This window comes from Mycobacterium genavense ATCC 51234, from assembly GCF_000526915.1.
GTDB lineage: Bacteria > Actinomycetota > Actinomycetes > Mycobacteriales > Mycobacteriaceae > Mycobacterium > Mycobacterium genavense.
Window position 1 is genome coordinate 372,764 of record NZ_JAGZ01000001.1, and the last position, 17,641, is coordinate 390,404.

12 protein-coding genes and 6 pseudogenes are annotated in these 17,641 nt (G+C 67.8%); 15 read left to right on the top strand and 3 right to left on the bottom strand.

The genetic code is table 11. From position 1 onward, the window contains the following. The first annotated feature begins 86 nt into the window (after positions 1-86). From T428_RS0101775 to pimB, 4 genes and pseudogenes are all read left to right on the top strand, one after another. Positions 87-341, top strand: a complete 255-nt coding sequence (locus T428_RS0101775; RefSeq protein ID WP_025735126.1) for a hypothetical protein — start codon at positions 87-89, stop codon at positions 339-341. A gap of 187 nt (positions 342-528) precedes the next feature. Beyond that, positions 529-1,683: a peptidoglycan hydrolase RipC gene (gene ripC, locus T428_RS0101780; protein ID WP_036466803.1), complete on the top strand. Its 1,155-nt coding sequence runs from the start codon at positions 529-531 to the stop codon at positions 1,681-1,683. A gap of 84 nt (positions 1,684-1,767) precedes the next feature. Continuing rightward, a pseudogene (locus T428_RS25015) lies at positions 1,768-2,579 on the top strand (hypothetical protein). A 62-nt stretch (positions 2,580-2,641) separates the two neighbouring features. Beyond that, positions 2,642-3,781, top strand: a complete 1,140-nt coding sequence (gene pimB, locus T428_RS0101800) for a GDP-mannose-dependent alpha-(1-6)-phosphatidylinositol monomannoside mannosyltransferase (protein WP_025735130.1) — start codon at positions 2,642-2,644, stop codon at positions 3,779-3,781. A 13-nt stretch (positions 3,782-3,794) separates the two neighbouring features. Here the strand turns inward: pimB and T428_RS25020 are convergent. Continuing rightward, positions 3,795-5,597: pseudogene (locus T428_RS25020) on the bottom strand (AMP-dependent synthetase/ligase). Positions 5,598-5,746: 149 nt separating this feature from the next. Here T428_RS25020 and T428_RS0101810 point away from each other — a divergent pair. The 5 genes from T428_RS0101810 to T428_RS0101830 all read left to right on the top strand — a co-directional run bounded on the left by T428_RS0101810 (position 5,747) and on the right by T428_RS0101830 (position 9,155). Beyond that, positions 5,747-6,136 (top strand): hypothetical protein, encoded by a 390-nt coding sequence (locus tag T428_RS0101810; protein WP_025735131.1) that lies wholly within the window; start codon positions 5,747-5,749, stop codon positions 6,134-6,136. 103 nt (positions 6,137-6,239) lie between these two features. After that, a complete protein-coding gene (locus T428_RS0101815) occupies positions 6,240-6,677 on the top strand; it encodes an SRPBCC family protein (protein ID WP_025735132.1) in 438 nt (145 codons plus the stop codon). 4 nt (positions 6,678-6,681) lie between these two features. Further along, positions 6,682-7,947, top strand: coding sequence for an ArsA family ATPase (locus tag T428_RS0101820; protein WP_084298583.1), 1,266 nt, complete (start codon positions 6,682-6,684; stop codon positions 7,945-7,947). Further along, positions 7,944-8,330, top strand: coding sequence for a hypothetical protein (locus T428_RS0101825; RefSeq protein WP_025735134.1), 387 nt, complete (start codon positions 7,944-7,946; stop codon positions 8,328-8,330). Before T428_RS0101820 ends, T428_RS0101825 begins: the two co-directional genes overlap by 4 nt. Positions 8,331-8,417: 87 nt before the next feature. Further along, a complete protein-coding gene (locus T428_RS0101830; RefSeq protein ID WP_025735135.1) occupies positions 8,418-9,155 on the top strand; it encodes a lysophospholipid acyltransferase family protein in 738 nt (245 codons plus the stop codon). 18 nt (positions 9,156-9,173) lie between these two features. Here T428_RS0101830 and T428_RS0101835 read toward each other — a convergent pair. Further along, positions 9,174-10,467 (bottom strand): annotated as a pseudogene (locus tag T428_RS0101835) (glycosyltransferase 87 family protein). A gap of 114 nt (positions 10,468-10,581) precedes the next feature. Between T428_RS0101835 and T428_RS25025 the strand changes: the two are divergent. From T428_RS25025 to T428_RS0101855, 4 genes and pseudogenes are all read left to right on the top strand, one after another. Next, a pseudogene (locus T428_RS25025) lies at positions 10,582-11,426 on the top strand (hypothetical protein); the annotation flags it as partial. After that, positions 11,317-12,017 (top strand): annotated as a pseudogene (locus T428_RS25030) (proton-conducting transporter transmembrane domain-containing protein); the annotation flags it as partial. The pseudogenes T428_RS25025 and T428_RS25030, both read left to right, overlap by 110 nt. A 47-nt stretch (positions 12,018-12,064) precedes the next feature. After that, entirely contained in the window at positions 12,065-13,489 is a 1,425-nt protein-coding gene (locus T428_RS0101850) for a hydrogenase large subunit (RefSeq protein WP_051465093.1), read from the top strand. 139 nt (positions 13,490-13,628) lie between these two features. Then, positions 13,629-14,120 (top strand): beta-class carbonic anhydrase, encoded by a 492-nt coding sequence (locus T428_RS0101855; protein WP_025735139.1) that lies wholly within the window; start codon positions 13,629-13,631, stop codon positions 14,118-14,120. Positions 14,121-14,252: 132 nt separating this feature from the next. Here the strand turns inward: T428_RS0101855 and T428_RS0101860 are convergent, their stop codons facing one another. Continuing rightward, positions 14,253-14,642 (bottom strand): PaaI family thioesterase, encoded by a 390-nt coding sequence (locus T428_RS0101860; protein ID WP_025735140.1) that lies wholly within the window; start codon positions 14,640-14,642, stop codon positions 14,253-14,255. Positions 14,643-14,813: 171 nt separating this feature from the next. On the opposite strand from T428_RS0101860, the pseudogene cysD reads away from it, so the two are divergent. Beyond that, a pseudogene (gene cysD, locus T428_RS0101865) lies at positions 14,814-15,787 on the top strand (sulfate adenylyltransferase subunit CysD). Beyond that, complete coding sequence (cysC, locus tag T428_RS0101870) at positions 15,787-17,640, top strand: adenylyl-sulfate kinase (protein ID WP_025735142.1); 1,854 nt, start codon at positions 15,787-15,789, stop codon at positions 17,638-17,640. Before cysD ends, cysC begins: the two are co-directional and overlap by 1 nt. Position 17,641 lies beyond the last annotated feature (1 nt).

The window sequence follows — 17,641 nt, forward strand, 5'->3', positions numbered from 1 at the left end:
CGCGCCGAAAGGTGTCGGTGCCCGCGGTTAGCGTTCGGGTCAGGACGAGTTGAGTTTTGACAGGCCGGATGAGAGGACCGATTCCGATGGCCCACAGCAGCGGAACCCACAGCAAAGGCGGCACCGCGTCAGGACCGGGTGAACCGGTGGTGATCGACTGCGACGACTGCGCGGCGCGCGGCCCGGGATGCCGGGATTGCGTGGTCAGCGTGCTACTCGGGGTACCGGAAACTTTGTTGCAGGACGAGCGGGCCGCGCTCGAAGTGCTGGCGGAGGTCGGGTTGGCGCCGCGGCTGCGGCTGGTGCCGATTCATCGAAACCGCGGGTCGGGCGTCGCCTAATGGCCCCGAGTGCCAAAACCCCTGGATGCCCCGCGCGGCCCGTCTCGTTACACAATACTTATGACAGAAATCTTTCCATTTTCTTAACGATCTGGTTTGGACAAACGCAGATATCGTTTCGTAACCTGTTTGAGACCTAAACCCAGCTCGACCTCGACCGTCGATGGCAGTTTAAGGAAGCAATACTTTGAGTTTCGGCTCCGCGCATTCGATCTCGCGTGTCATCACGCGGTCAGTCATCGGGACGCTGGCAGGGCTTACGGTCTTATCGGGTGTGGGTGCGGCGCAGGTGGCGGCCGATCCAGCCGACGACGCCCTGGCAAAGCTCACCGAGCTGTCCCGGCAGGCCGAGCGGACCACCGAGGCCATGCACAGTGCGCAGCTCGACCTCAACCAGAAGCTCGCCGCCCAGCGGGCCGCCGGCAAGAAGCACTCGGACGACCAGGCCGCGGTGGACGCGGCGCGGGCCCGGCTGGCCACCTTCCAGAACGCCGTTAACAAACTCGCCGCCGCCACCTACATGGGTGGCCGCGTCGACGGCATGGAGGCGATGCTGACCGCGCAATCGCCGCAGGGGCTGATCGACAAGATGGCCGTGCAGCGCGTGATGGCGACCCAAATGTCAGCGCAGATGGCAAGTTTCCGCGCCGCGGGTGAGCAGGCCGCCAAGGCCGAGCAGGCTTCGGCCCGCTCCGCCGCCGAAGCCAAGAGCGCGGCCGAGCAGGCCGCCGCGGTCCGGGCCAGCCTGCAGTCCAAGCAGAGCCAACTGCAGGTTCAGATCGCCGTCGTGAAATCTCAGTACGTGTCCCTGTCGCCGCGGCAGCGCACCGCGCTGGCCGACCCCGGGCCGATACCCGCGGCGGCTCCGGCCCCCGGTGCGCCGGCGCCCGACGCGTTGCCGCCCGGCGCGTTGCCGCCGGGTGAGGCTCCGCAGCCGGCCGGAATGTTCCCCGGAATGCCCGGCATGGCTCCCGGTGGTCCCGGCGGCATCGGTGGCGACCGCGCCAACGTGGTGCAGGCGGCGCTGACCCAGGTCGGAACGCCGTACTCGTGGGGCGGTGCGGCCCCTGGCGGATTCGACTGCTCCGGTCTGGTGATGTGGGCCTTCCAGCAGGCTGGCATCTCGTTGCCGCACTCCAGCCAGGCGCAGGCCAACGGCGGTCAACCGGTCGCGCTGTCGGACCTGCAGCCCGGTGACGTGGTGACCTTCTACTCCGATGCGTCGCACAGTGGCATCTACGTCGGCGACGGCATGGTGGTCCACTCCTCGACCTATGGCGTGCCGGTGCGGGTGGTGCCGATGAATGCCGCCGGCCCGATTCACGACGCTCGCCGTTACTGACCCCTCTCGCGGCACCGGCGTTACCGTCGGCATCGCCGGTGGCTTCCGGTCCTGCTGGCCTGGGTCTTCGTCGTCGAGATCGCGGTGGCGGCGGCCGTGCCGTCGGACGCGCGCGACGGCCGGACAAGACCCGCACAACTCGTCGCCCGCTCACAGTCGCCCGGTCGCCGCGCGGGCACCCCTGATCGTCGGCGACCGCCAGGTCCGCCTGATCGGCCCGGGCGGACCGGCCGCCGACCGCCTGCTGGCCCATATCGCGTCGGAGATGCGCACCGCGATCGAAAAGGTGGAGGCGTTCTGGGGCGTCGACTGGTCGCGCGACATCTCGGTGGTGATCGCCGGCTCCGACGCCGAGTTTCGGGCCGCCGCTGGCGGCGGCCCGCCGTCGCAGTGGGCGGACATCGCCGCGATCACCGTCGCCGATCGCATCGATCCCGCGCACCGGGTGGTCGTCGGCCAGCGGATGGTGTTCGCGCCGGGCGCGGCGAACATGAGCGACAACGCTTTGCGAATTGTGTTGGCACACCAGCTTTTTCACTATGCGGCGCGCCGACACCGCGCTCGACGCGCCGCAGTGGCTGACCGAGGGCACCGCCGATTTCATAGCCCGGCCCGCCACCGGGGTCCCGGTCGAGGCGAGCTCGCAACCTGTCTCGCTGCCCTCGGACATCGACCTCGACACGCCCGGGCCGCAGCGCTCGGTGGCCTACGACCGCGCCTGGTGATTCGCCCGCTTCGTCGCCGCTACCTTCGGGGCGCCGAAATTGCGCGCCTACTATCTGGCGGTGTGCGGCGTCGCGCGCGTCGAGCCGTTCACTGCCGCGCACGACGTCCTCGACATCGACCCGGTCGGTCTGCTCGGGCGCCGGCAGCAATGGATGGGCGGCGGGGGTTGATCGCCTGACCCCTTTTCACACCGCTTGCCGGCCTGCATCGCCGTCAGGCTAGCCTGACGCAAGTGAGCCGGGTCCTGCTGGTAACCAACGACTTTCCGCCACGGCGTGGCGGCATCCAGTCCTACCTGCGCGAGTTCGTCGACCGGCTGGTGAACACCGGGTCGCACGCGGTGCTGGTGTACGCACCGCAATGGAAGGGCGCCGACGTCTTCGACGCGGAGGCGGCCGGTTATCGAGTGGTGCGCCATCCGGGCACCCTGATGCTGCCGGGGCCGGCCGTCGATGCCCGGATGCGCCGGCTGATCGGCGACCACGGCATCGACACCGTGTGGTTCGGCGCGGCCGCACCCCTGGCGCTGCTGGCGGGGCGGGCGCGGCGGGCCGGCGCGAAACGGGTGCTGGCCAGCACGCACGGCCACGAGGTGGGCTGGTCGATGCTTCCGGTGGCGCGGTCGGTGCTGCGGCGCATCGGCAACGACACCGACGTGGTGACGTTCGTCAGCCGCTACACGCGGTCGCGGTTCGCGACGGCCTTCGGGCCCGCGGCATCGCTGGAATACCTGCCGTCGGGGGTCGACACCGACCGATTCCGGCCCGACCCGGCCGGCCGCGCGGAGCTGCGCGGGCGCTACCGGCTGGGGCAGCGGCCCACCGTCGTGTGCCTGTCAAGGCTGGTGCCGCGCAAGGGCCAGGACATGCTGATCAAGGCGTTGCCGTCGATCCGGAGCCGTGTCGACGGCGCCGCGCTGGTGATCGTCGGCAGCGGCCCGTACCTCGACCCGCTGCGCAAGCTGGCCGCCGACTGCGGCGTGGCCGACCACGTGACGTTCACCGGCGCGGTGCCGTCGGCGGAATTGCCCGCCCACTACGCGCTGGCCGACGTGTTCGCGATGCCGTGCCACACCCGCGGCGCGGGCATGGACATCGAGGGCCTGGGCATCGTGTTTTTGGAGGCTTCGGCGACCGGAGTGCCGGTGATCGCCGGGGATTCGGGCGGAGCCCCGGAAGCCGTGCAGCACAACAAGACTGGACTCGTCGTCGACGGAAACTCGGTGCAACAGATCGGCGACGCCGTCACCGAGTTGCTGGCCGACCCGGCCCGGGCCGCCGCGCTGGGCGCGGCGGGACGCGCGTGGGTGACCTCGCAATGGCGCTGGGACACACTGGCCGCCCGGCTGGCCGAGCTGCTGACACCGGCGTGAGCCGCCCGGGACGTCATTCCTTCTGGTAGAGCGCTTCGATATCGGAGGCGAACTTCTCGGCCACCACGTTGCGCTTGAGCTTCATCGTCGGGGTCAGCTCGCCGGTGTCCTCGGTGAAGTCGACCGGAAGAATGCGGAACTTGCGGATCGACTCGGCATGCGACACCGACAGGTTAGCCTGCTTGACCGCGGCGTCGATCTCGGCGACCAGATCGGGATCGGTGGCCAGATCGCCCACCGACGGGCCCTCGGCCTTGCTGTTGCGTTCCTTCCAGCCGGCGAAGGCCTCGGGGTCGATCGTAATCAGTGCGCCGACAAAGGGTTTGGCGTCGCCGACCACCATCGCCTGGCTGATCAACGGGTGCGCGCGCAGCTGGTCCTCCAGCACGGCGGGGGGCGACGTTCTTGCCGCCCGCGGTGACGATGATCTCCTTCTTACGTCCGGTGATCTTGAGGAAGCCGTCCTCGTCGAGCGCGCCGAGATCGCCGGTCTTGAACCAGCCGTCGGCGAACGCCTCGGCGGTGGCCTGTTCGTTGCGCCAGTAGCCGCTGAACACCACGCCGCCGCGCACCAACAGCTCCCCGTCGTCGGCGATGCGCATGCTGTTGCCCGGCAACAACGTTCCGACGGTCCCGATCTTGACCGGCCGACCTGGTTGACCGTGATGGCCGAGGTGGTCTCGGTCAGGCCGTAACCCTCGTGGATGGTCAGGCCGACCCCGCGGTAGAAGTGGCCGAGCCGCGCGCCCAGCGGTGCGCCGCCGGACACCGACGAGTGGCAGTCGCCGCCCAGCGCCGCGCGCAGCTTGTGGTAGACCAGCCGGTCGAACAGCGCGTGCTTGGCGCGCAGCAGCAGCCCGGGCCCGCCCTCGTCGTGGGCCTCGCTCCAGTCGACGGCGGTTTGCACGGCCCGCGCGAAGATCGCTCCCTTGCCGTCGTTGGCGGCGTTTTGCTCGGCCGTGTTGTAGACCTTCTCGAACACCCGCGGCACCGACACCACGACCGTCGGCTTGAACACCGCGAACATCGGCAGCAGGTTCTTGATGTCGCTGGTGATGCCGACGGTCACCTTGTTGGCGAACGCCGACAGCGTCAGCGCGCGGGCCAACACGTGGGCCAGCGGCAAAAAGATCAGCAGCCGCTGCCCCTTGTTCAGCTGGGTCGGCAGGCACTCCTTGGCACCCCGCGTCTCGTAGAGCAGGTTGGAGTGCGTCAGCTGACACCCTTTGGGACGTCCGGTGGTTCCCGACGTGTAGATCAGCGTCGCGGGGTCGTCCGACCGCAGCGCGGCCAGCCGGGCGGTCAGCTGCTCGGGATCGACCGACGCGCCCTCCTCGACGAGCTGGTCGAGCGCCTTGGGGCCCGCACCGTCGATGTGCAGCACCCGGCGCAGCGCCGGGAGTTCGCCGGTGAGCTCGGTGACCGTCGCGGCGTGTGCGTCGGTTTCGGCGAACGCCACGACGGCTTCGGAATCCTGCAGCACCCAGCGCACCTGCTCGGCCGACGAGGTCTCGTAGACTGGGACGGTGACGGCGCCGATGGACAGGATGGCCAGGTCTAGGATCGCCCACTCGTAGCGGGTGGCCGAGAAGATCGACACCCGGTCGCCGGCCTGCACGCCCAGCGAGATCAGGCCCAGCGCGGCCGCGCGAATCTGCTGGGCCGCCTCGGCGCACGTGACGTCGGTCCACACCCCGTCGACCTGCCGTCGGTAGATGACAAAACTCGGGTCGTCGCGCTCGTGCTCGAAGACCATGGTCGCGATGTTTTCGTGCTCCCCGACAGAGAAGCGGGCGGGAACGCTGTACTCACGCACGGTTTTGACCTCGATTGTCTGGTGACCGGTGGCCGGGTTGCTGTTGCCCAGCCTAATCGCGGCATTCGCGCAGCAACCAAGCGGTCGGTTGGGCGGATTGGCGTCGACTCGGCGCCAATCCGCCCATATAGATGTGTGAAGCTGACACGATGCACAGCATCCAGATCGCCGACCAGACGTATGTTGCCGCCGATGGCGCACTGGTCGGCGCCGCGATCGGCGATCGGTCGAACTGGCAACGGTGGTGGCCGGATCTGCGGCTGAAGGTCGTCGAGGACCGGGCCGAAAAGGGCATCCGCTGGGCGGTCACCGGGGCGCTGACCGGCACCATGGAGGTGTGGCTGGAGCCCTCGCTGGACGGAGTGGTGCTGCACTACTTCCTGCACGCCGAGCCCACCGGGGTGGCCGCCTACCAGCTGGCCAAACTGAACCTGGCCAAAATGACACACCGCCGCCGGGCGGCGGGCAAGAAAATGGCTTTCGAGGTCAAGACGACCTTGGAACGATCACGACCCGTCGGTGCTTCTCCGGTAGTTTGATTCCGGTCAACGTTCGCCCGGGGAGTACCGTTTTGGTCCGAAGGCGGGTACTACCGGAGATGATCGGGGTGAACCCCCATGCGGGAGAGAAGGTAGCGGCCACGTGGCGGAAAAGACGACCCACACGATTCACATCGAGGCAGATCCCGGCACGGTGCTGCAGGTGATCGCCGACATCGACTCCTACCCGGACTGGATCTCGGAGTACAAGGAAGCCGAAGTGCAGGAGCGCGGCGCCGACGGCTACCCGAAGACCGTGCGATTCGTGATGGACGCCGGGGTCATCAAGGACACCATGGTGATGTCCTACCAGTGGCCGGCCGACCACAAGTCGCTGAGCTGGACCCTGGTATCCAGCTCGCTGCTGCGGTCACTCGAGGGCTCATATCGGTTGGCGCCCAAGGGTTCTGGGACCGATGTCACCTACGAACTCTCGGTCGATCTAGCTATCCCGATGATCGGGTTGCTCAAGCGCAAGGCCGAGCGCCGGCTGACCGACACCGCATTGAAGGATCTCAAGAAACGAGTCGAGGCTGAGTGAGTCCGTGTCACCCACCCCTCCTTTCTTCAGGGCCAAGATCAGCCTCTTCGTCGGGAAGGGCGGGGTAGGAAAATCCACCCTCGCCGCTGCCACCGCGGTCTGTGACGCGATCGAGGGGCAGCGCGTGCTGGTGGTGTCCACCGACCAGGCGCACTCGCTGGGCGACGTGCTCGGCATTCCCGTGCCGCCCAGCGGTCGCGGCGAGCCGGTTCGGGTGCTGGCCGACGAGACCGCCGAGACGGGCGGTGGCTGGCTCGACGCGATGGCACTGGACACCCTGGCACTGCTCGAGGCCCGCTGGCACGAGGTGGTCACCGCGCTGGATCGGCGGTTCCCCGATTTGGAGCTGAGCAGCATTGCGCCCGAAGAACTTTCGGCGTTGCCGGGCGTTCAGGAAGTGCTCGGACTGCACGCCGTCGGCGAGCTCGCGGCGTCGCGACAATGGGATCGCGTCGTCGTCGACTGCGCCTCGACCGCCGACGCGTTGCGCATGCTCACCCTGCCCGCCACGTTCGGGCTCTATGTCGAGCGCGCCTGGCCACGCCACCGCCGGCTGTCCATCACCGCCGACGACGCCCGCTCCGCTGCGGTGGTCGAGCTGATCGAACGCATCAGCTCCAGCGTCGAGCGGCTCAGCGCGCTGCTCACCGACGGGGATCGCGTCAGCGCGCACCTGGTGCTGACGCCCGAGCGGGTGGTGGCCGCCGAGGCGGTCCGCACGCTGGGCTCGCTGTCGCTGATGGGGGTCCGCGTCGAGGAGCTGATCGTCAATCAGGTTCTGGTCGAAGACGAGTCCTACGAGTACCGCAACCTGCCCGAGCACCCGGCCTTCTACTGGTATGGCGAACGCATCAGTGAGCAGCGCGCGGTGCTCGAGGAGCTCGACGCCACGATCGGCGACGTCGCGCTGGTCATGACGCCGCACTTGGCCGGGGAACCGATTGGCCCCAAAGCGCTGGGCGGATTGCTCGACAGCGCCCGACTTCGACGTGGAGCGGCCCCACCAGGTCCATTGCGTCCTATTGTGGATCTCGAATCGGGGTCGGGACTTGGGTCGATCTACCGGATGCGGCTAACGTTGCCCCAGCTCGACCCCGGAACGCTGTCGCTGGGCCGGGTGGACGACGACCTGATCATCAGCGCCGGCGGGTTGCGGCGCCGGGTTCGGTTGGCGTCCGTACTACGACGGTGCACGGTGCAAGACGCGCATCTGCGGGGCGGTGAGCTGACCGTACGTTTTCGACCAGATCCGGAGGTGTGGCCTAAGTGAGTCAGGCACACCCCGACATCGGTCCGGAACTGCGCAAGCTCGCCGAGGCGATCCTCGACGGGATCGACCCCGCCGTGCGTCTGCCCGCCGCGATGACGGCGGGCAACGGGGTCGGGACCGGCAAGTGTCAGCAGGTCTGGTGCCCGGTGTGCGCGCTGGCCGCGCTGGCGACCGGCGACCAGCACCCGCTGCTGACCGTGATCGCGGACCACAGCATCGCGCTGCTGGAGGTGATCCGCGCGATCGTCGACGACATCGACCGGTCCGCGCCATCGCCTCCCGACAGGCCGCCCGGCGGCGGCGCACCGGCCGAGGACGCCCCCGCGGGCGGGGCCGAGGTGCGGACGCGATACCAGCCCATCCCGGTCACGATCGAAGAGTGATCCACAGGGTTTGGAAGTGGTCCGCTGGATCGCGGATGGGTACAGTTGGCGCAGAACATCAACGGGTTTCGGGCGAGAGGGAGGGCCATGTGGTACTGGCTATTCAAGTACATCCTCCTGGGCCCGCTGTTGCAGTTGCTTGGCCGCCCGAAAGTTGAAGGCCTGCAACATGTTCCGACTCACGGCCCGGCGATCCTGGCCAGTAACCACCTCGCGGTGATGGACAGCTTCTATCTGCCGCTGGTGGTGCGGCGGCGCATCACCTTCCTGGCGAAGTCCGAATATTTCACCGGCACCGGGATCAAGGGCTGGTTCAGCCGGTGGTTCTTCACCGCGGTCGGGCAGGTGCCGATCGACCGCAGCAATGCCGATACCGCTCAGGCCGCCCTGGACACCGCGCAGCGGGTGCTGGGCGCGGGCAAGTTGCTGGGCATGTACCCGGAGGGCACCCGCTCGCCCGACGGCAGGCTGTACAAGGGCAAGACGGGCCTGGCCCGGCTGGCGCTGCAGACCGGCGTGCCGGTGATTCCGGTCGCGATGATCGGCACCGACGTCGTCAACCCGCCGGGCACCACGATGCTGCGCTTCGGCAAGGTGACGGTCCGATTCGGCAAGCCGATGGACTTCTCCCGATTCGACGGCCTGGCCGGCAACCGGTTCATCGAGCGGGCCGTCGCCGACGAGGTCATCTACGAGCTGATGGGGCTGTCCGGTCAGGAGTACGTCGACGTCTACGCTGCGACGATCAAGAACCGCGGCAAGGGCTCGAACGGTCAGGGGGCGGACGACGACGCCGCGCGGATCCCCGAGACCGCGGCCGGCTGACCGACTAAGTCGCGACGTTCACGTCCGTGACGAGCTGACGTCCGGCCTCGGAGTCGCTGCGCACCTGCGCATCCCGAGCGCTGACCCGGGCGGTGACGGTGGGTCCGGCCGCGATGATCACCGCCAGCGCCCACCACACGTAGGACATCCCGAGCAGCTGACGCCACCAGTTGGCAGTCTCCTCGTGGTGCTTGGGCATCAGCTCGAGCGGCTCCCACACCATCAGTCCCACGCCGGCGGCGGTCAGCACGCCCAGCGCGATGTTCCGGCGTCGCCAACCCAGGACCGCGGTCACCAGCAGCGCCGGAAGCGCCCACACCCAGTGGTGTGACCACGACACCGGCGACACCATCAACCCGAACAGGGCCACGCAGATGACCGCCAGCGTCGTCTCGCCGGCCGCCAACACCCGTCGCATCGCCCAGACGGTCAGCGCGAGCACCGCCAGGCACAGGCCCGCCCACAGCAGGAAACGCAGCTGCTCGGGAAGCCCGATCCGGGCCAGCGCGCCCGCGATGTTCTGGTCGGTGTTCAGCGCCGCGGAGCCGATCCGATCGGTGTGGTGCACGGTGTGCGTCCAGTACTCCCACGAGTCGCTCCAGGCCAGGACGAACCCGACCAGCGTTGCCGCGGCGAACGACGTCACGGCCGTGAGCGCGGTGCGGAAGTCGCGACGCACCAGGAAATACAGCAGGAACACCGCGGGGGTGAGCTTGAGCGCCATACCCAACCCCAGCAGCAGCCCGCGGGGCCACGGCGTGCGGCGCGGCACGCAGTCGGCGATCACCAGCGTCATCAGCACGACGTTGATCTGGCCGAAGGCGAAGTTCGAGGCGATGGGCTCCAGCCAAATCGAGGCCTGCGCCACCACGACCACCGCCAGCCACCACCGGCGCAGCCAGGCCGGTCCGGGGACCAGCGACGAGGTGCTCCACACGTCGAGTCGGGTCAGCACGATCACCGTCGAGACGATCAGCAGCACCAGGGTCAGCGCGGTGATCGCGACGCTGGCCGCCGGCATGTGCAGCCAGGCAAACGGGCTGAACACGATCGCGGCCAGCGGGGGATAGGTGAACGGCAGATTCAGGCCGATGGGTGTGTGGAACAACACGTCGCCGCGATACAGCGGACGGCCGTCCAGCCACGTCTGGCCGCCCATCTGATAGATGTCGATATCGATTCGGTACGGGATGTGCGCAAAAAGGCCCCAGGCTGTGTAGCCCAGCGCCGCGGCGGCCAGCAGCCACAACAGACACCACAACAACGCCCGCCCCGGTCGGCTGCCCACGATGGGTGCCTGCGAATTACTCATGTTGCACAACAGCGTAATCGGTGCCGCACGCCGTCAGGTCGCGCAGCGCGGCTCCCGCGTCGCGGGGACGGCCGGGCGTAGGTTGCAAAGGTGTTCGACTGGTTCCTACACAGAGTGGCCCACTGGTTCTCCCACGACATCGTCCACGGCGGCCGGCTGCCGTTGCTGTGCTGCCTGGTCGCCTTCATCCTGACCTTCTTCGTCACCCGAACTTTCGTCCGCTTCATCCGGCACCGCGTCGAGCGCGGCCTGCCCGCCCGGTGGTGGCAGCCGCGCAACGTCCACATCGGGGGAGTGCACATCCACCACGTGACGTTCGGCGTGGTGCTGGTGATGATCTCCGGGCTGACGTTGGTGACGCTGTCGGACAACGGCCAAGAAGCCGAAAACACGGTGTCGGCAATCGTTTCGGCATCGGTGCGGCACTGGTGCTCGACGAGTACGCACTGATCCTGCATCTGTCGGACGTGTACTGGGAAGAGGACGGCCGCAGTTCGGTGGAAGCCGTCTTCGCCGCGGTGGCGGTGGCCGGATTGCTGATCATGGGCCTGCACCCGCTGATGTTTCTGTTCCCGGTCGCCCGTGACACGGCGTCGTCGGCCTGGCACGTCGCGGTGGTCGGCGCGCTGGTGATGACGCTGCCGCTGGCGATGGGCGTTGTGCTCAAGGGCAAGGTGTGGACCGGCCTGCTCGGCATGTTCATCGTGGTGCTGCTGGTCATCGGGGCGATTCGGCTGTCCCGACCGCATGCCCCGTGGGCCCGCTGGCGATACACCACCGCGCCGGACAAGATGCGGCGCGCATTGCAGCGGGAACGCAGATGGCGTCGGCCCGTCGTGCAGGCCAAACTTCTCGGTGCTGATCCGACTGCGGCCGATCATCGACGCCGCCACCGGCCCCACCTTCCTGCGCGGCGGGCTGCTGGTGGTCGGGTTGATGACGCTGCTGATCGCCGCCCTGATGCTGACCATCACCGGTGACATCAAGCGGATGCTGGCGTACTCCTCGATGGAGAACATGGGCCTGATTGCGATTGCCGCGGCCGCCGGCACCACATTGGCGATCTCCGCGCTACTGCTGCATGTGCTTGCCCACGGGATCGCGAAGACGGTGTTGTTCCTTGCGGGTGCCACCTGCAGGCCGCGGACGACTCCACCGCGATCGCGGATATCACCGGCGTGCTGCGCCGGTCGCGGCTGGTCGGCCTGTCATTCGCCACCGGCTCGATCGTCCTGCTCGGCTTGCCTCCTTTCGCGATGTTCGCCAGTGAGCTGGCGATCGCGCGGTCGCTGGCCCGTGCGCGGTTGGTCTGGGTGTTGGGCGTCGCGATGCTGCTGATCGCGATCGCCTTCACCGCGCTGGTCTGCAACTCCGGGCGAGTACTGCTCAGCGCACCCGCAGCGGGCGCGCCGTCGCTTGTCGTGCCCGCCACGGCTGCAATGGTTTTGATCATCGGCATCGCCGTCTGCGCAGCCCTAGGCGTCACGGCCGGCCCGCTCGCTCACCTGTTCGCCGTCGCCGCCAGCAGCAACGTGGGAGCCCCGCGGTGAGACGAACTTGGTTGCGACACAGGGTATCCCAGCTTGAGCTGACCGAGATGGCCGAACAGCTCCTGGGCGATTCGTTTCGACCGGCGCTGGTCGCCGCGCACGACGACACCGACAGCCTGCGGGTGGTTTACCTTTTTCTGGCCGGCTGTCCGGACCGCCGTGTAGAGCTCGAATACGTTGTGCCCGTGGATAACCCGAGCATCCAATCCTTGGCCTACATATCGTTTCCGGCAAGCCGATTCGAGCGCGAGATGGCCGACTTGTACGGAATCCACCCGGTCGGCCACCCCAAACCGCGCCGCCTGGTGCGGCACGCGCACTGGCCCGACTGGCATCCGATGCGTGTCGACGCGGGGCCCGCGCCCGAATTCGCGGACACCGGCGCATTCCCCTTCCTCAACGTCGAAGGCCCCGGGGTCTACGAGATCCCGGTCGGCCCCATCCACGCGGGCCTGATCGAACCCGGCCACTTTCGCTTCTCCGTGGCCGGCGAAACCGTCGTGCGGCTGAAGGCCCGGCTGTGGTTCGTGCACCGCGGCATCGAGAGACTGTTTCACGGCCAGTCCGCCGCGGGGGCAATCGATCTCGCCGAACGGATCAGCGGCGACACGTCGGCCGCCCACGCCCTGGCCCATAGCCTTGCCATCGAAGACGCGCTCGGCATCGAGCTGCCCGACGAGGTGCATCGGCTACGGGCGCTGATCGTCGAGCTCGAGCGACTGTACAACCACGCGGCCGATCTGGGCGCCCCGGCCAACGACATCGGCTACGGCATCGCCAACGCGCATGCCCTGCGCATCCGGGAACGACTGTTGCGGCTCAACGCCACGGTCACCGGCCACCGGCTGCTGCGCGGAGCCATCCACCCGGGCGCAGTGGTGCTGCAAAAACTTCCCGACACCGAGGAGATTCGACGGCTCGGCGCCGAGGTGGCTGAGCTCGCCGCGCTGACGCTGAGCAACACGGTCGCCTACGACCGCTTCGCCGGCACCGCGACGCTGCGCTGCGAGGACGCCGCCGCCCTGGGCTGCTTGGGTTACGTCGCCCGCGCCAGTGGCCTGCGTACCGATGCCCGGGTCGAGCACCCCACCGTCGAACTGCCCGTTGCCCAGATCTGCGTGCCGGACGGCGACGTCCTCGCCCGTTACACCGTGCGGCGCGACGAGTTCGCGGCCTCGGTTGCCCTCGCCTGTCACATCGTCGAATCACACAGCGGCCCAATCGAATACAGGGTCAGCGCCGACTCGGTGGGTACGGTGGGCAGCGGTGTCGGCATCGTCGAAGGTTGGCGCGGCACCATCGTGCACCGCGTCGAAGTCGACGCGGACGATCGCATCACCCGCGCCAAAATCGTCGACCCCTCCTGGTTCAACTGGCCCGCGCTGCCGGTGGCGATGGCCGACACGGTCGTCCCGGACTTCCCGCTGGCCCACAAGAGCTTCAACCAGTCGTACGCGGGCAACGACCTGTAGCCCGGCCACACCCGGGGCCGTCGCTTGCCGGATTTAAGACCCCGCAGAGCAAAATTAGAGGGGGCGGGAACCGAAAGCGATACACTGCGGCACCGACTGTGTAGCAATTCCATGCCGCGCTGCCGCGAGGAGGCCTGCCGTGACGGTTACCGATGACTACCTGGCCCACAACGCCGGATACGCCAGCACGTTCAACGGGCCACTGCCCATGCCGCCGAGCAAACACGTCGCGGTCGTCGCGTGTATGGATGCCCGGCTCGACGTCTACCGCATCCTGGGCCTGAACGAGGGCGAGGCCCACGTCATCCGCAACGCCGGCGGCGTCGTCACCGACGACGTGATTCGCTCGTTGGCCATCAGCCAGCGGCTGCTGGGGACTCGGGAGATCATCCTGATCCACCACACCGACTGCGGGATGCTCACCTTCACCGACGACGACTTCAAGCGCGCCATCCAGGAAGAGACGGGCGTCAAGCCGCCGTGGGCGGCCGAGGCCTTCCCGGATCCCGCCGAAGACGTCCGGCAGTCGTTGCGCCGCATCGAAAACAACCCGTTTGTCACCAAACAGGTGTCGCTGCGGGGCTTCGTCTTCGACGTCGCCACCGGCAAGCTCGACGAGGTAACCCTCTAGCGCCTCCGTTGGCCCGGACGGGCCGCGGGTCACCCGGCGTGTGCCCGCCTCACAGCGACAACGAAATTCCGCGCTCCGCGCCAGCGGCCTGGTTGTCGCTCGGAGGCGGGCACATCGTGACATCCTCCGGCGTCAGCCGACCTTGTAGGTCGCGAGGGCCTTGGCGATCAGCTGGCCCTCCGGGTCGACGATCTCGGCCTCGCAGTTGGTCAGTGACCGGCCGCGCCGCAGCACCCGGCCCACCCCGATCACGTCGGTGGCCCGGGCCGGCGCCATGAAGTCCAGGGCCATCGACACGGTCACGCCGCGGAATTGCGGCGGGGCTTCCCTGCCGCACCATGCCGCGGCCATCACGGTCAGATCGGCCAGGGTGGCGATGGCGTCGCCGTGCACCATGTCGCCGAGCGTGACGTTGGACGGATCCCACGGCAGCCGCAGCCGCACCTCGTCGTCGGTGAGCTGGTCTGCGACGATGCCCAGCTTGGTGACGAACGGTGATTGAGGCAGAAACTGCGCGATCACGTCGCGCCCGCTGGGGGGGCGGAGGAGGTGGTCATTCGTCCATGCTGCCGCACCGATCGGTCGTGGTGGAAGGTCTGGTGCGAGGTGCCCGGTACTCGGCCCGCCCCCACGTCGCCCGTTTGTTGACACGGCCGGGGCCGGCTGGTTCTATAAACCTCAATGACCGTAAACATGGTCCGTTCGACCAAGTTTATCCGGATAAGTGGTTCGGACAGGAAGCGATGACCGTGACGGCGGGCCCCGCGGCGGGCCAGTACGAATTGAGCCATCTGCGCTCGTTGGAGGCGGAGGCCATCCACATCATCCGCGAGGTCGCCGCGGAGTTCGAGCGCCCGGTGCTGCTGTTCTCCGGCGGCAAGGACTCGATCGTGATGCTCTACCTGGCGCTCAAGGCGTTTCGCCCCGGGCGGCTGCCGTTCCCGGTCATGCATGTCGACACCGGTCACAACTTCGACGAGGTGATCTCGACTCGCGACGAACTCGTCGAGGAGTTCGGGGTGCGCCTGGTGGTGGCGTCGGTGCAAGAAGACATCGACGCCGGCCGGGTCGTCGAGACCATCCCGTCGCGCAATCCGATTCAGACGGTGACGCTGCTGCGCGCCATCCGGGAGAACAAGTTCGACGCCGCGTTCGGCGGGGCGCGGCGCGACGAGGAGAAGGCGCGCGCCAAGGAGCGGGTGTTCAGCTTTCGCGACGAATTCGGCCAGTGGGACCCCAAGGCCCAGCGGCCCGAGCTGTGGAACCTCTACAACGGGCGGCACCACAAGGGTGAGCACATCCGGGTCTTCCCGCTGTCGAACTGGACCGAGTTCGACATCTGGTCCTACATCGGTGCCGAGAAGGTCAAGTTGCCCCCGATCTATTACGCCCACCGGCGCAAGGTTTTCGAGCGCGACGGGATGCTGCTGGCCGTACACCGCCACATGCAGCCGCGCCCCGACGAGCAGGTGGTGGAGAAGACGGTGCGGTTCCGCACGGTCGGCGATGTCACCTGCACCGGGTGCGTCGAATCGGAGGCCGCCACGGTGTCGGAGGTCATCGCCGAGACCGCGGTCTCCCGGCTGACCGAGCGCGGGGCCACCCGGGCCGACGATCGCATCTCGGAGGCTGGAATGGAAGACCGGAAGAGGCAGGGTTACTTCTGATGGCTGCCCCAACCACGTTGCTGCGCATCGCAACTGCCGGTTCGGTCGACGACGGCAAGTCCACCCTGATCGGCCGGCTGCTGTACGACTCCAAGGCCGTGATGGAAGACCAGTGGGCCGCGGTCGAGAAGACGTCGAAGGAACGCGGTCACGACTACACCGATCTGGCACTGGTCACCGACGGCCTGCGGGCCGAGCGGGAGCAAGGCATCACGATCGACGTCGCGTACCGCTACTTCGCCACGCCCAGGCGGAAATTCATCATCGCCGACACCCCGGGCCACATTCAGTACACCCGCAACATGGTGACCGGGGCGTCCACCGCGCAGCTGGTGATCGTGCTCGTCGACGTCCGCCAGGGGCTGCTCGAGCAATCCCGCCGGCACGCCTTTTTGGCGTCGCTGCTGGGCATCCAGCACATCGTGCTCGCCGTCAACAAGATGGACCTGATCGACTGGGACCGCGCCAAGTTCGACGCGATCAAAGACGAATTCCACGCCTTCGCAGCACGTTTGGACGTGCAGGATGTGGCCACCATCCCGATTTCGGCTCTGCACGGCGACAACGTCGTCACCAAATCGAATCAGACGCCCTGGTACGAGGGTCCGGCGCTGCTCTCACACCTCGAGGAGGTGTACATCGCCGGTGACCGCATTCTGGTCGACGTGCGGTTCCCGGTGCAGTACGTGATCCGACCGCAGACCCACGAACACCATGACCACCGCGGCTACGCCGGAACGGTGGCCAGCGGCGTGATGCGCCCGGGCGACGAGGTGGTGGTCTTGCCGATCGGCAAGACCAGCCGGATCACCGCCATCGAAGGCCCGAATGGCCCGATAGAAGAAGCGTTTCCGCCGATGGCCGTCTCGGTGAACCTGGCCGACGATATCGACATCTCGCGGGGCGACATGCTCGCCCGCGCCAACAACCAGCCCCGGGTCACCCAGGAATTCGACGCGACCGTGTGCTGGATGGCCGACGGCGCTTCCCTCGAGCCGGGCCGCGACTACGTCATCAAACACACCACTCGCACCACCCGGGCCCGGGTCACCGCGCTGGACTACCGGCTCGACGTCAACACCCTGCATCGGGACAAGAGCGCTACGGCCTTGAAGCTCAACGAACTTGGCCGTATCTCGCTGCGCGCGCAGGTGCCGTTGCTGCTCGACGAGTACACCCGCAACGCCAGCACGGGATCGTTCATCCTAATCGACCCGCACACCAACGGCACGGTCGCGGCGGGTATGGTGTTGCGCGACGTCACGGCGCAGAAGGCAAGCCCGAACACCGTGCGGCACGAATCGCTGGTCACCGCCAAAGACCGGGCGGCTCGCGGCCGGACCGTCTGGCTCACCGGCCTGTCGGGTGCGGGCAAGTCATCGGTGGCGATGCTGGTCGAGCAGAAGCTGCTCGAAAAGGGAACGCCCGCTTATGTTCTCGACGGCGACAACCTGCGCCACGGCCTGAATGCCGACCTGGGCTTTTCGATGGCCGACCGGGCGGAGAACCTGCGCCGGCTGGCCCACGTCGCGACATTGCTGGCCAATTCGGGCCAGACCGTGCTGGTGCCCGCGATCAGCCCGCTGGCCGAGCACCGCGAGATGGCTCGGAAAGTGCACGCCGACGCCGGGTTTGAGTTCTTCGAGGTGTTCTGCGATACCCCGCTCGCGCAGTGTGAGGCCCGTGATCCCAAGGGGCTGTACGCCAAAGCCCGGGCCGGTGAAATCACGCATTTCACCGGTATCGACAGTCCGTACCAGCGGCCGAAGAATCCCGATCTGCGGCTGGTCCCGAACTGTTCGCTCGAGGAGATGGCGCAGCGTGTCATCGACATGCTGGAGTTGGGCGCCTAGG

Bases quoted from the DNA above. Each gene is read 5' to 3' on its own strand.
- cysC (WP_025735142.1), top strand. From the start codon at position 15,787: ATGGCTGCCCCAACCACGTTGCTGCGCATCGCAACTGCCGGTTCGGTC.
- T428_RS0101775 (WP_025735126.1), top strand. From the start codon at position 87: ATGGCCCACAGCAGCGGAACCCACAGCAAAGGCGGCACCGCGTCAGGA.
- T428_RS0101810 (WP_025735131.1), top strand. From the start codon at position 5,747: ATGCACAGCATCCAGATCGCCGACCAGACGTATGTTGCCGCCGATGGC.
- T428_RS0101850 (WP_051465093.1), top strand. From the start codon at position 12,065: ATGGCCGAACAGCTCCTGGGCGATTCGTTTCGACCGGCGCTGGTCGCC.
- T428_RS0101830 (WP_025735135.1), top strand. From the start codon at position 8,418: ATGTGGTACTGGCTATTCAAGTACATCCTCCTGGGCCCGCTGTTGCAG.